Origin of the sequence: Gordonia liuliyuniae (assembly GCF_021739025.1) — a bacterium.
GTDB classification, from domain to species: Bacteria; Actinomycetota; Actinomycetes; order Mycobacteriales; family Mycobacteriaceae; genus Gordonia; species Gordonia liuliyuniae.
This window is the reverse complement of the sequence record NZ_JAKKOT010000003.1, coordinates 307066-319607: the sequence shown is the minus strand read 5'-3', so window position 1 is coordinate 319607 and position 12542 is coordinate 307066. Positions and strand designations below refer to the sequence as shown.

Here is a 12542-nt window from a genome sequence, read left to right as displayed (position 1 = left end):
GGACCGGTTTCGGCGGCATGTCTTGCACCCGATGTGATTTGGTAGACGGATGCCCGTCCGCCTCTCCGATGCCGACCTCGCCGCCCATCTCGCCGAGGGCGCGGGTGAGATCTTGAACGGCATCCGCCACCGCGACCTACTCGACGGCCGTGTCGTCGGCGATGTCGGAGACATGCTCGCGCAGGCGTGGATCTCGACTGTGTTACGCGTGCACCGCCCGCACGACGCGGTGCTCTCCGAGGAGGCTGAGGACGTCGGCGACCGGTCGACGACGAGTCGTGTCTGGATCATCGACCCGTTGGACGGCACCAGCGAGTTCTCGTTGGGCACCGACAACTGGGCGGTGCATGTCGCGCTCGCCGTCGACGGCGTCCCCGAGGTGGCTGCGGTGTCGTTGCCCGCGCAGGGCGAATTGTTCCGCAGCGACACGGTCGACGAGGTGATGGGGCCGCTCACCGGTCGGCTCGCCGTCTCACGGTACGGGCATTCGTACCATTCGGCCGCCGTCGCCGACCGTCTGCGGATGGGTGCGGTGCAGATCGGTTCGGCCGGTGCGAAGGCGATGGCCGTGGTCCGCGGCGACGTCGACGCGTACGTGCATTCCGGTGGCCAGTACGAGTGGGACAACTGCGCTCCGGTCGGCGTGGCGCTCGCCGCGGGTCTGCACTGCAGCCGGATCGACGGCCGCCCGATCACCTACAACAATCCGCAGCCCTACATGCCGGACTTCGTCATCTGCCGCAGCGAGATCGCCGACGCCGTCCTCGACGCCCTGTCCACTCCCTGGTAGCTCGGAGCTCGAGACCCTATCCGCGGCCCTTCTGCAGCAGGTAGATGTCCATGATCCAGCCGAGTTCGTCGCGGACTCGCGCACGTGTGGCGGCGATCTCATCGGCCACGTCGGCGACGCGGCCGCTGACGAGGACCTCGTGCTCGGTGCCGAGGCAGGCGCCCCAGTAGACGGTGTCGTCGGGGTCCGCGGTCTCGCGGAAGGCGAGTGACGAGTCGAGCATGACGATCTGGTTCTGGTCGGCGCCGTCCGGTGTGGACGAGAGTCGTCGGCCGGTGGTGGTGAGGATCGGTTCGCCGACCGCATGCGCGACGATCCCGTGCGCGGCGGTGAGCGCCGATGCGCTCGTGACGCCGGGGACGACGTCGACGGACAGCGGACGCCGGCGCGCGAGGGCGTCGGTCAGACGCAGCGTCGAATCGTAGAGCGCCGGGTCGCCCCAGACGAGGAACGCCGCGGTCCCGCCGTCGGGCAGGTGCGCGGTGAGGGCGGCGTCGATGGCGTCGACTCGGGCGGCGTGCCAGCGGCGCACTTCGGTCGCGTAGTCGGCGGGGTCGCGGTCGCGCGGCGGATCCGGCACGGCGACGACGGTGTGCCCGGGCGCAGCATGCGCGTCGAGCATCTGCTGCCGCACACCGGTCAGCTCGGAGGTGCGGTCGCCTTTGTCGAGGATCAGGAACACGTCCGTCGCGGCGATGGCGTCGACGGCGTCGAGCGTGATCTGGCGCGGCCCTCCGGGACCTATTCCGATGACGCGGAGGGCTACCGGCTTCACGGACGGATCTTCGCGAGGCCGTGGATGCGCGCGGTGAGGTCGAGTACCAGCTGACGCGGCGCGACCCGTTGCAGCGCGAACACGACCGGCGCACGGTTTCCTCTGGCGTAGAACGGTTTCGGCTGTTCCGCGAGCGCAGCCTGCACGACGGTTTTCGCCATCGCGGTGCTGGAGATGCCGTTGGCTTCGTTGGCGCGGGTGGCTGCGGCGACCGTCTCGTACTCGGCGCGATACGGCGAGTCGTCACCGATGTGGATGGTGCGTCGCTCCCCGATACCGGTCGCGATGGTGCCGGGTTCGACGGTCACGACGCGGATACCGTACGGCGCGACTTCTCGACGCAACGCCATCGCGTACCCCTTGAGCGCGGCTTTGGTCGCGGCGTAGTTGGTGCGGAAGGCGACGGGGAAGCTCGCGAGCATCGAGCCGACCATCACGACGGTGCCGCGGCCTCGTTCCCGCATGCCGGGAAGGACGGCCTTGGTGAGTGCGACGGGACCGAACACGTTGACGGCGAACAGGTGCTCGACGGCGTCCATCGGGGTGTCTTCGAAGGCGCCTGCCGCACTCTCTCCCGCGTTGTTGATGAGAATGTCGACGGCGCCGACTTCGGCGGCACACGCGGCGGCCGAGGCGTAGTCGGCGTTGTCGAGCCGCACATAGGTGACGCCCGCGATCGGGTCTTCGACGGTGTCCGGGTTGCGGCTGGTGCCGTACACGCGGTGGCCGGCAGCCACCATCTGCCGTGCCACGTCCGCGCCGATTCCGCTGCTGGCGCCGGTCACGAGAACCGTGAGTGCGTCCGATGTCTGTGCAGTCATGGCGTCTACCGTATCCGGGGACGGCACGCGACTGGCACGACCATCCGCGGTCTTCGGCGACGTTCGCGGCGCTCATGAATGCCGCGGATGTCGCCGAACTGCGCGGATGCGTCCGAATGCCGCGGATACACGGCCGTGTCACTTGTGCTCCCGGCAGGATTCGAACCTGCGACACCCGCTTTAGGAGAGCGGTGCTCTATCCCCTGAGCTACGAGAGCAGGCGGCCGTGGTGGGGATTCGGCCGTCGCGAGAAGTCTACGACAGCGTGCAGGCGACTCCCGCACCGCCGTCCGCTCGAATAGATCCCGCATCAGGCAGAAAAACCCGTTGACCGGAGTCGGCCGTCCCCGTACGTTTCTACGTCGCGGACGCGCCGTCGCCGCCTTACCCAGCGAGAAGGCCTCGTCTGGGCTATTTTCTTGAGGGGAGGTAGGCCCGCCATGGCGATTCAAGCGATCGATGCGATACCGGTGATAGTCCGCAACGCCGACAACGCTGTGCTGCACCGTCGGCCGTTCCGCGACGTCGTCGCCAACCTCCTCGAGAACAAGATGTGGATGGTCGAGCGCTTCGACCCGCCGATCATCGCCCACTCGGTCTCGATGCAGGTCGAAGTCCCCCGCGAAGTGATCCTGCGCGAATACGTGTACCGCCCGTACGTCGAACGCGAGCACACCACACGGGAGAAGGTGCTACGGCGCGACAAACACCTCTGCGCCTACTGCGGCGAACACGCGCAGACGTGGGACCACGTGATGCCGCAGTCACGCGGCGGCGGCAACACCTGGGTGAACTGTGTCGCCGCGTGCGGCCCGTGCAACTGGGCCAAAGGCGATCGGACCCCTGAAGAAGCGGGCATCCGCCTGCTGTGGGAGCCATACCGCCCTACTTGGGCATAACTCTCTGGGGCTTAACTCTCTGGGGCATAACTTTCTGGGGCTTAACTCTCTGGGGCATAACTCTCTGGGGCACGGCCGCCGCCTCTCCCGGAGCAGGGGCGAGCGGACGTTCACCGTCGACGACACCGCTGAGATCAGTCGTCTCATCGCTCCGCTCCGGCAAATAGCCGGAACGGGGCGGTGAGCGTACTGATCTCAGCACCACCGGCGGTCGAACGCCGGTCTACACCGACGCCTTCCGGGTGATCTGAACCATCAGATAGATCAACGCGAGACCACCGACGCCCGCAGTGACGACCCCCACCGGCAGACCGGCGGGCAGGACGGTGCGGCAGAGTACTTCGCCGCCGATCACCAGCACCGAACCCATCAGCCCCGACGTGATCGCACCGGGGATCTCGGCGCGTGCCAGGCGCACCGCGACCTGCGGCGCGAGGAGCGCGACGAACGCGATCGGCCCCGCAGCCGACACCGCGACCGCCGCCAGGACGACCGCCGTCACGAAGACGACGCCCGTCACCGCACTGGTGCGGACGCCGAGGCTGCGGCTCACCTCGTCGCCCAGACTGATGATCGCGAGGTTCCGCGCATTGGCGGCGATGATCACCAACGCGACCGCGACGACGGCGACCAGCGGCCACACCTTGCTCCACGTCGCCCCGGACACCGAGCCGACGATCCACAGTTGCGCCTGCTGCACCTGGTTGACCTCGGCACGCGTCAACAGATACGCGATGAACGCCTGCATGCCCGCGGTCATCGCGACACCGACGAGGACCAGCCGGATCGGATCGATGCCGCGCCGCCACGTCATCAAGAACATGGCGAGTGCCGTCAACAGACCGCCGAGAAGTGCGGCCACCGTCAACCCGAGGTCGGCGAGCCACGACGCCCACGTCGCACCGAACGTGATGACGACGACGGCACCCGCGCTGGCCCCCGAAGTGATGCCCAGCATGTCTGCGGTGGCGAGCGGGTTGCGCAGCGTGACCTGTGTCAATGCGCCCGACGCGCCGAGCGCGAACCCGACGAGGAGACTCACGAGACCGATCGGGAGTTGCGAGTCGAAGACGACGACGTTCTCGAACTTGGTGCCGCCGCCGAGCAGGATCCGCCCCACGTCGATCGGCGTCATCGGCAACGAACTGGTGCCGATACTCACTGCGAACAGCACCAGGGCGACGGCGGCGAGCACCACGCCGAGACCCGCAGCCCACGGGTTGACGACGAACTGCACACTGCCCGCCCGGACGAACGTGCGGCGGGCCCGCTCGCCGTCGAGCGGGCGTTCGACGGCGAGCGGCTCATCGCCGGAATGCTTCGTGAGGTCCATCAGACGGCCACCAGCTTCTTCGCCTGCACCAGAACGATGAAGAACGGGGCGCCGATCGCCGCGAGAATGATGCCCGCCTGGACTTCGCCCGGACGGGCGATGACGCGGCCGACCACGTCGCTGCCGACCAGCAACAGTCCGCCGATCAACGCCGAATACGGGACGATCCACCGATAGTCGGGGCCCGTGATGAACCGCGCGATATGCGGAGCCACCAGGCCGAGGAACACGATCGGACCGCACGCCGCGGTCGCCGCGCCGACCAGCAACGTGATCCCGATGATCCCGATGATGCGAGCCTGCCGGACCCGAGTGCCCAACGCGTGCGCGATGTCGTCGCCCAGCGACAGGATGTTCAAGAAGAATCCGCTCGCCACCGCGAGGACCATGCCCGGGACGATGAACGGCAACGTCGCGACGATGACGTCCCAGCCGCGCCCCTCCGTCGAACCGACCTGCCAGAAACGCCACGCGTCCAACGACGCGGTGTCGATCAGGACGATCGCCGACGTGATCGCCATCAACAGGACCGACAGACCCGTACCCGCGAGAATCAACGTCAACGGGTTCGCACCCTTGCCCGCCGACGCGATCAGGAACATCAGACTCGACGCGACCAACGCACCGACCAGCCCGAACGCCATGTATTGGATCGGCGTCGTGATGCCGATGACATAGACGCCCACGACCACCGTGCACGCGGCGCCCGCGTTGACGCCCAGCAGACCCGGATCGGCCATCGGGTTACGCGTGTGCCCCTGAGTCAGCGCTCCCGCGGCGCCGATCGCGGCGCCTGCGACGAGACCGAGCACGGTCCGCGGGATCCGCAGACCGTGCACGATGCCGGAGATGTCGGTGCCGTCTTCGTTCCAGAGGATGTGCCAGACATCTCCGACCGGGATCGCCCGCGAACCGAAGGCGATCGACGCCACCGCCACCGCGACCAGAGCTGCCAGGAGCAACAGCAGTCCGCCGATTCTCTGTGGCGTCTTTCCCAACGTGTACGAACCTTGTCTATCTGTGAGGAGACGTTGCCGACTCCGCTCGAACCGGTAGACCGGCGGGCTTACTTCGCGTCGGACGCGGCCCGCAGAGCCGGCTTCATGTGGTCGAAGGCGTACGGGATCGAGTTCGGCGACGGCTCGTTGAGACCGGTGATCTCGAGTGTCGACAGCATCGCGACCGCGCCGGTCTTCACCGAGGTCAGGTTCTTGTAGCCGGGCAGGCCTTCGACCCGCTCCTGCAGCTTCGGCGTCTGGCTGGCGGCGACGAGAAGATCGGAGTCGAGGAGGTTGACGTTCTCGGTACTGATCTGGAAACGCGGCTGCCCCGTCTTGGTCGACTCGCGGATCGCCGTCGGCGACATCTTCAGACCGAGCTGCGAGAACAACTTGGCCGATCCGTCGGACTCGTCACCGAGAACCGAGATCTGGTCCGAACCGTAGAGGTACGCGAACGAGTAGGTCTTGCCCTTGAGACCGGAAAATTCGTCGGCGAGCGCCTTGATCTTGGCGTCGACACCGCCGATAATCTCCTTGGCCTTCTCCGGCTGGTGCAAGATGGTGCCCATCAGCGTCACCATGTCCTGCCAGGGATCGACCTGCTGACCGCTGATCTTGTCGATCGTCGGAGCCATCGCCTCGAGCTTGTCGAAGCCTTCGGCCATGGACGCGAAGCCCGGAGCCAGGATCAGGTCGGGTTCGAGCTTGGCGACCGATCCGACGACGTCGTCGTTCGGGTTCACCAAGACCGAGTCGTTGAGCTTGTCACCGAACCACGGAGCCTTCTTCCCGGTCTGAACCTCTTGCGCGTCGTAGTACCCGACGGGTGTGACACCGAACGACAACGCGATGTCGGTCCACTGTCCGCCGAGCGTCACGATGCGTGTCGGCGTATCCGGGATGTCGACCGTGCGGCCGTCGGGCAGATTGATCTTGACGGGCGCGGCGTCCGCGTCGTCCGGCGACGAGCATCCGCCGATGACGAGTGCGACGACTGCGACGATGATGAGAACAAGACTCGACTTCAGCCTGGTCATCGGGATTCTCCTACTGTAGGGACGCCTCGAGAGACGACCGATTTCGATGGGTCAGACCGTGCACTTGAGCATCGCGTATTCGGCGATGGTGCAGACGCTCGTGTTGGACAGCTTCCATTTGTTGTCCGTCCACACCCAGCTCAGATCGAGGTAGCGGGAGCCGTTACCGACCAGCGACATCTGCAGGCGAGCGTTCAGGGTGGTGCCGTTCTGGGTGACCGGCCCGACGACTTTGTAGCTGAATCCGGCTCCGCTGACCTTCAGCATCTGAGCCACGGCGTTCACCGACCCGAGTGCCTGCTGACCGCCCTGGAGTTCATCGGCACGCGTGGCGTTCGACGCGCCGGTGTTCATGATGGTCTTGACCTTGGTGTTGAGCTGTCCCGCGGTCAACGGTGCGGGCGTCGCCGACTGCGCCGGTGTCGTAGCGCCCTGACCTGCGTCACCCGTCTGCGGTGCGGTGCCGTTGTCGGTGCCGGTGCCCTGAGTGCCCTGGGTGCCCTGGGTGCCCGTCCCGGTGCCCGCGTCGCCGTTGCTCTCGGGGACGTTCTCCGTCGGCGCGCCGGCGACCGGCGTGCCCGCCGCCTGGTCGCCGGTGTTCTGCGGGGTGGTGACCCCGTTGGGCGTCTGCGTGCCCTGAGCGTTGCCGAGGTTGACGACCGTCGGCTGCGCGGCCGCCGTGTCGGTCCCGAACTTGTCCGACGTGGCGAGCCCGACGACACCGATGGTGACGATCAGCGCCGAGATGACGGCCGCGATACCCGCAGACGCCAGGATGGTTGGGACGTTGACCTTCGAGCCCGACGACCCCGCCGGCTGTGCGGACTCCCCCGACTGGGCGTACCCCCCTGGCTGCGCGTAGGGCTCGTCAGCGTATGGCTGCTCCCCGAACGAGTCTCCCTGCGACATGTGCGTCTCCATTTCATCGTCGAGGCAACCGAAAGCCCCGCTCGCATAATATAGGTCAGGCTAACCTGAATCTCAGGTAACATTCAAACCCGACCTGTCGGATTCGAGCAATACGATCCGCGTCACATGCCGGCCGCGGTCTCACGACTGGGATGTCAGGTGATGGATCCCGCGAACCGTCGATAGCCGACGACGTCGGGGCGCATCGACGCCGCGACGAGTTCCCAGAGCACTTCGTCGGTGCCGCCGCCCACGCGGGCGAGCTTCATGTCCCGCCACCACCGTGCGAGCGGCGTCTCGTCGGTGAGGAATCCCGAGCCGCCGAACAGGTGCATGCACTCGGAGACCACCTCCTCCCCCAGCCGCGCCGCGGACACCTTCATCGCTGCAGCGGTTCGCAGGTCCATCTTGCGGCCCGCGGCGATTCCATCGAGCGCGTACCGGAGCATGTCGACCCGCGACTGCAGGTCGGCGACGCGCAGCCGCAGTGCCTGGTGCTCGAACAAGGTCTTGCCGAACTGGGTGCGATCGTTCATCCGCGCGAGCGTCACGCCGATCACGGTGTCGCACGACGACGCAACCTGCGCCGCGATCGACAGTCGCTCGTGCGCGAGACCCCAGCTGACAGCGGCGAGTCCGGTTCCGGCCCGCGCGATCAGATGGTCGGCGGGCACGACGGTGTCGATGCTGACGGCTGCGGTGTCCAACGGGCCCGCGCTGGCCTTGCGGTAGGGCGGTTCGACGACGACCTGGGACGTCGGGACGAGCACGAGCGCCACATTTCCGTGGGTGCTCTCTGGCCCGTGGGTGCTCTCTGGCCCGTGCGTGCTCTCTGGCCCGTGCGTGCTGTCCGGCCCGTGCTCGACGCTGCGGGCCACCACCAGGATGTAGTCGGCGATCGGCGAGAGCGACACGAACTTCTTACGTCCGACGACGCGCAGTCCGTCGTCGCCGGTGCGGACGGTCGTCTCGACGATCTGAAGATCCGATCCGCCGGAGGACTCCGAGGCGGCCAGACACAGCACGGACTCCCCGCGAATCGCTTCGTCGGCGACCCGGCTCAATGTCTGCGATCGTCCGCCGAAACGGCGAAGCACCGCGATCGCCGAATCGTGCAGGCTCACACCGACACTGATCCCGGCCGACCCCTGGCGGCCGAGGCTGCTGCCCAGGGCGAACAGTTTCGCCAGATCCGGCTTCTTGTCGTCGCCCCACTTGTGGGTGAAGACGCCCGCGGCGCCGAGCTTCTCCAGAAGCTTGCGTGGGAAGCGCTCCGCGGTCTCGGCTTCCTCGACCCACGATCGGATCTCGTCGTCGAAGACGTCGTCGAGGAGCGAGCGATACTCGTCGAGCGGCATCGTCATGACAGGATTCCCGCGGTCACCATCTGCTTGGTCTCGAGTCGACGCAGCTTGCCCGACGTCGTGCGCGGCACGGTGCCGGGGTCGAGCAGGATCACGTCGGCGGGGACGATGCCGCATTCGGAGGCGACCGCCGAGACGACCGCCGACCGGGTCGCGACACGATCCGAACCGCGGTACTCGGCGACCACGACGAGTCCCGGTCGCGACGAGTCCTCGTCGCGCGCCATCGCGACGACACCGCCGCGTTTGACGCCGTCGACCGACGCCGCGGCCCGCTCCACCTCGACGGGAAACAGGTTCCGTCCGGCGACGATCACGATCTCCTTGGCGCGCCCACAGATCACGAGACGTCCGTCGAGGAGGTAGCCGAGGTCGCCGGTGTCGAACCATTCGTCCTCGCCGAGCTGCGGGTGGCCGAGGTAGCCGCTCATCATCGACGTACCGCGGATCTCGACGCGACCGACCTCCCGGTCATCGATCAGCGGAACATCGACGTTGGGTTCGACGATGCGGATCTCCATGCCGTCCAACGGCTTTCCGAGCACCGCGTAGCGGCGACGCCGGGGTTCGGAGCCGTCGCCGGGCGGCGTGACGGTCACCTCGTCGTAGGCCGCGCCTTCGCCGGTCGCGGGCATGGTGACCGCGCAGGTCGACTCGGCCATGCCGTACGCGGGCGCCGCCGCGGCCGGGTCGAACCCGAAGCGTTCGGTCTCGGCGAGGAACTTGTCGAACGCGTCCGGATCGATGGGCTCGCCACCGCTGATCGCGACGCGCAGGTTGCTCAGGTCAGCGGACTGCAGCAGCCGCCCGTAACGGCCCAGGATGTCGTAGGCGAAGTTGGGCGCCGCAGTGACGGTCGCTTTGGTCTCGGAGAGCCATTCGAGCCATTTGAACGGTGCGGCCGCGAACGCTGAGTTGGGCACGATGTACGTCTGGAATCCCGCCCCCATGCCCGCAAGCAGGAAGGTCAGCCCCATGTCGTGATAGAGCGGAAGCCAACTGAATCCGATGTCCCGGCTGTGGTGCATGCCGAGACGGGCGACGAGTTCGCCGGTGTTGGTGTGGACCGAGGACTCCGGCAGCGCGGCCGTCTTCGGGTCGCCGGTGGAGCCCGCGGTGCCCTGCAGGACGGCCGGCGCGTCGGGGCCCGCGACGACCGGGACGAACCCGGCGGTGTCGGCTCCGACCCCGTACTCGCGGGCCGGAGCCAGGTGCAGGTCGCCGTCGACGGCCGTGAGGAGATCGAACTGCGGGCCGTCGCCGAGGACCGTCCCGACGCCGATGCCCGCGAACCGCGTGTACGTGGCCTGCGCCCACCGATTCTCGTCGGCACCTCGGATCGGACCGGGCAGGATCGCCACGGCTGCGCCAGCGAGCCAGGCGCCCTGGATCGCGGCGATCAGGTCGACGGTCGGGTCGCCGATCAAGCCGACGTGTTCGACCTGCGCCTCATCGCCCCGCGCCGCGACGAGGGTCGCGGCGATCTCGACGGCGCGAGCGTGCACGTCGCGCCAGGTGCGGGTCTCCCACGCACCCGTCTCAGAGTCGAGGACGGACAGCGACCGGTCGCTGGTGAGCATGGCCCTGCTGAACGGTGCGGTGAACGCGCTGGGCGTTCCGGTCTCGTCGATCACAGTCGTCGGCGTCATAGCGCTTCTTTCGTCGAACCCATCGACAGGGATGCGTGTGCGAAGTCGGCGATCAGCCTGGCGATCGCCTCGGGGTCTTTCAGGTGCGGATGGTGTCCGTGGCCGGCGAGCAGGCGCGTCTGGACCGGCCCCGACGCGTGTTCGGCGACGGCGTCGAGGTGGATCGAAGTGCCGTACTCGTCGTCGACTCCTTGGGCGACGAGCAACGGGACGTCGATCCGCGGCAGCAGATCGGTGAGGTCGAACGAGGCGAACTCCTCGGACAGCCACACGCCCGACCACCGCGCGAACAGGCCGTCGGGATCGTCGTGGAACATCGCCAGCGACGGACGGACCTGCTCGTCGAAGCGGGCCGCGGTATCGCGGATCCCGGTCAACGTCGTGTCCTCGACGACGAGGTGGGGCGCGATGAGCACGGCGGCCCTCACCTGGTGTGTGCCCGCGGTGACGACCGCGATCGACGCACCGTCGCTGTGCCCGACGAGGAACGGTGTGTCGATGCCGAGCGCGTCGAGCACTTCCGGGAGGACGTCGGTCCCCTCGCGGTGCAGGTAGTCGGCGCCCTGCGGGCCGTCGCCGGCCGAACCGCCGTACCCGTGGCGCGAGTAGACGAGCGCACGCATCCCGGTGGCGTCGCTGACCAGCGACGGGAGCCGCCCCCACTGGCCGGCCGATCCGAGTCCTTCGTGCAGGAACACCAGGGTCGGCAAGTCGGGGTCGCCGTCGAGCAACACGTATTCGAGGTCACCGAGCGGGTGCGGCAGAGTCGGCATCGCGGGTCACCACCCGTGGTTGGAGACGTCGAACATGTTGGCGCCCAACGTCGACTTGCCGACGTAGTCGAGGCAGTCGGCGGGTTTCGCGGGCATGATCGAGCAGAACTGGACTTCCCGGAGCAGTCGCTGCAGCGGTTGGTCGGCGGCCATCGCCGCCGATCCGACGAGGGCGACGGCCTGCGCGGCCAGCGACTGCGCGGTCTCGCCCAGGTGATGCTTGGCCGCGTACACGGTCGCGTTGGTCGCCTGATCCGAGCGCCGGTCGACGACGCCGCGCGCAGCAGCCGTCGTCAGTGCTCGGGTCGCCTGCAGCGCGACCGTCATCGCGCCGAGACGTTGGACGTCGGCGGCCTGGCTCCGTCGTCGCTCGTCGGCGCCGAGTCGTTGCGCCGCGAAGTCGACGATCGCCTCCGACAGGCCCAGGTAGGCCCCGAGGTAGCCAGCCGCCATCCAGTGCGGGTCGCGGACGGCTTTGAACAGCGACATCCCCTCGACCCCGAGGAACAACCGGTCTGCGCGAATCCTGGTGTCGGCCAGGAACATCTGTGCAGTCGACGTGCCGCGGAGCGCGGTACCCGCCCATTCGGTCGAGAAGGAGACGCCCGGATCACCGGCGCTCACCACGAAGTGCGACACCTCGACGTCGGAGTCGTCGTCGTGGGGCCGTGCGGTCACCACATAGTGGTCGGCGACGCCGGCGAGCGACACGAACGACTTGTGTCCGTCGAGGACGTAGCCGTCGCCGTCGCGGCGGTAGACGGTCGAGATGCCGCGCAGGCGCGCGCCGGTCGCCGGCTCGGACGCCGCCGATGCGAACATCGTGCGGCCTACCACGACCTGGTCGATCACCCAGTCGCGGAAGGTGACACCGGTCGATCCGAGAGCGTCGACGTCGGCTTCGAACAGGGATCCGATCGCGACGTTGTGCATGTTGAAGCCGAGCGCGATCGCGCCGTTGGCTGCGGCGAGTTCGGCGAGGAGCCGCGTGTAGTCGGCGAAGTCGAGGCCGAGCCCGCCGTTCTCGATCGGGATCATCGCGGCGAGCAGTCCGGATTCCCGGATCAGGTCGTAGGCCACCTGTGGCGGTGTCTCGCCCCGATCGATCGGATCGGCGAGTTCGGTCAGGCGCGGCGTGATCGACGCGGCGAGGTCCAGCGCGGCGTCGACCGGGTGTATGGCGATCGTCAT

At 67.9% G+C, this 12542-nt stretch carries 12 protein-coding genes and 1 tRNA gene; 2 read left to right on the top strand and 11 right to left on the bottom strand.

The window, feature by feature from the left end; genetic code table 11:
* The first annotated feature begins 49 nt into the window (after positions 1 to 49).
* Positions 50 to 790 (top strand): 3'(2'),5'-bisphosphate nucleotidase CysQ, encoded by a 741-nt coding sequence (locus L5G28_RS06310; RefSeq protein WP_237000787.1) that lies wholly within the window; start codon positions 50 to 52, stop codon positions 788 to 790.
* Positions 791 to 806: 16 nt separating this feature from the next.
* Here the strand turns inward: L5G28_RS06310 and cobF are convergent, their stop codons facing one another.
* The 3 genes from cobF to L5G28_RS06295 all read right to left on the bottom strand — a co-directional run bounded on the left by cobF (position 807) and on the right by L5G28_RS06295 (position 2604).
* Positions 807 to 1565 (bottom strand): precorrin-6A synthase (deacetylating), encoded by a 759-nt coding sequence (gene cobF, locus L5G28_RS06305; protein ID WP_237000786.1) that lies wholly within the window; start codon positions 1563 to 1565, stop codon positions 807 to 809.
* Positions 1562 to 2386 (bottom strand): SDR family oxidoreductase, encoded by an 825-nt coding sequence (locus tag L5G28_RS06300; RefSeq protein ID WP_237000785.1) that lies wholly within the window; start codon positions 2384 to 2386, stop codon positions 1562 to 1564. Before L5G28_RS06300 ends, cobF begins: the two co-directional genes overlap by 4 nt.
* A gap of 145 nt (positions 2387 to 2531) precedes the next feature.
* A tRNA-Arg gene (locus tag L5G28_RS06295) sits at positions 2532 to 2604 on the bottom strand.
* Between the two features lie 222 nt (positions 2605 to 2826).
* Between L5G28_RS06295 and L5G28_RS06290 the strand changes: the two genes are divergently transcribed.
* Positions 2827 to 3285, top strand: a complete 459-nt coding sequence (locus L5G28_RS06290; RefSeq protein WP_236996165.1) for an HNH endonuclease — start codon at positions 2827 to 2829, stop codon at positions 3283 to 3285.
* Positions 3286 to 3508: 223 nt separating this feature from the next.
* Here the strand turns inward: L5G28_RS06290 and L5G28_RS06285 are convergent, their stop codons facing one another.
* The 8 genes from L5G28_RS06285 to L5G28_RS06250 all read right to left on the bottom strand — a co-directional run bounded on the left by L5G28_RS06285 (position 3509) and on the right by L5G28_RS06250 (position 12542).
* Positions 3509 to 4618 (bottom strand): FecCD family ABC transporter permease, encoded by a 1110-nt coding sequence (locus tag L5G28_RS06285; protein WP_237000784.1) that lies wholly within the window; start codon positions 4616 to 4618, stop codon positions 3509 to 3511.
* Complete coding sequence (locus tag L5G28_RS06280) at positions 4618 to 5616, bottom strand: FecCD family ABC transporter permease (RefSeq protein ID WP_237000783.1); 999 nt, start codon at positions 5614 to 5616, stop codon at positions 4618 to 4620. The genes L5G28_RS06285 and L5G28_RS06280 overlap by 1 nt, the downstream gene beginning before the upstream one ends.
* Before the next feature lie 68 nt (positions 5617 to 5684).
* The gene (locus L5G28_RS06275; protein ID WP_237000782.1) at positions 5685 to 6656 is read right to left on the bottom strand and encodes an ABC transporter substrate-binding protein; all 972 of its coding nucleotides are present in this window, start codon (positions 6654 to 6656) and stop codon (positions 5685 to 5687) included.
* Between the two features lie 51 nt (positions 6657 to 6707).
* Positions 6708 to 7565, bottom strand: coding sequence for an MTB12 C-terminal domain-containing protein (locus tag L5G28_RS06270; RefSeq protein ID WP_237000781.1), 858 nt, complete (start codon positions 7563 to 7565; stop codon positions 6708 to 6710).
* A 155-nt stretch (positions 7566 to 7720) separates the two neighbouring features.
* Positions 7721 to 8929: an acyl-CoA dehydrogenase family protein gene (locus L5G28_RS06265; RefSeq protein ID WP_237000780.1), complete on the bottom strand. Its 1209-nt coding sequence runs from the start codon at positions 8927 to 8929 to the stop codon at positions 7721 to 7723.
* Positions 8926 to 10578, bottom strand: a complete 1653-nt coding sequence (gene mbtM, locus L5G28_RS06260) for a long-chain-fatty acid--ACP ligase MbtM (protein ID WP_237000779.1) — start codon at positions 10576 to 10578, stop codon at positions 8926 to 8928. The genes L5G28_RS06265 and mbtM overlap by 4 nt, the downstream gene beginning before the upstream one ends.
* Positions 10575 to 11351 carry an alpha/beta fold hydrolase gene (locus L5G28_RS06255; RefSeq protein ID WP_237000778.1) on the bottom strand — a complete coding sequence of 259 codons (777 nt, stop codon included), beginning with the start codon at positions 11349 to 11351 and terminating at the stop codon, positions 10575 to 10577. Before L5G28_RS06255 ends, mbtM begins: the two co-directional genes overlap by 4 nt.
* 6 nt (positions 11352 to 11357) lie before the next feature.
* Positions 11358 to 12542: an acyl-CoA dehydrogenase family protein gene (locus L5G28_RS06250; protein ID WP_237000777.1), complete on the bottom strand. Its 1185-nt coding sequence runs from the start codon at positions 12540 to 12542 to the stop codon at positions 11358 to 11360.

What these genes read in the sequence shown, in the direction of transcription:
- L5G28_RS06285 (WP_237000784.1), bottom strand. Translation starts at nt 4,618, where the DNA reads ATGGACCTCACGAAGCATTCCGGCGATGAGCCGCTCGCCGTCGAACGC.
- L5G28_RS06300 (WP_237000785.1), bottom strand. Translation starts at nt 2,386, where the DNA reads ATGACTGCACAGACATCGGACGCACTCACGGTTCTCGTGACCGGCGCC.
- L5G28_RS06275 (WP_237000782.1), bottom strand. Translation starts at nt 6,656, where the DNA reads ATGACCAGGCTGAAGTCGAGTCTTGTTCTCATCATCGTCGCAGTCGTC.
- L5G28_RS06255 (WP_237000778.1), bottom strand. Translation starts at nt 11,351, where the DNA reads ATGCCGACTCTGCCGCACCCGCTCGGTGACCTCGAATACGTGTTGCTC.
- L5G28_RS06265 (WP_237000780.1), bottom strand. Translation starts at nt 8,929, where the DNA reads ATGACGATGCCGCTCGACGAGTATCGCTCGCTCCTCGACGACGTCTTC.
- L5G28_RS06290 (WP_236996165.1), top strand. Translation starts at nt 2,827, where the DNA reads ATGGCGATTCAAGCGATCGATGCGATACCGGTGATAGTCCGCAACGCC.
- L5G28_RS06270 (WP_237000781.1), bottom strand. Translation starts at nt 7,565, where the DNA reads ATGTCGCAGGGAGACTCGTTCGGGGAGCAGCCATACGCTGACGAGCCC.
- L5G28_RS06250 (WP_237000777.1), bottom strand. Translation starts at nt 12,542, where the DNA reads ATGACGATCGCCATACACCCGGTCGACGCCGCGCTGGACCTCGCCGCG.
- mbtM (WP_237000779.1), bottom strand. Translation starts at nt 10,578, where the DNA reads ATGACGCCGACGACTGTGATCGACGAGACCGGAACGCCCAGCGCGTTC.
- L5G28_RS06310 (WP_237000787.1), top strand. Translation starts at nt 50, where the DNA reads ATGCCCGTCCGCCTCTCCGATGCCGACCTCGCCGCCCATCTCGCCGAG.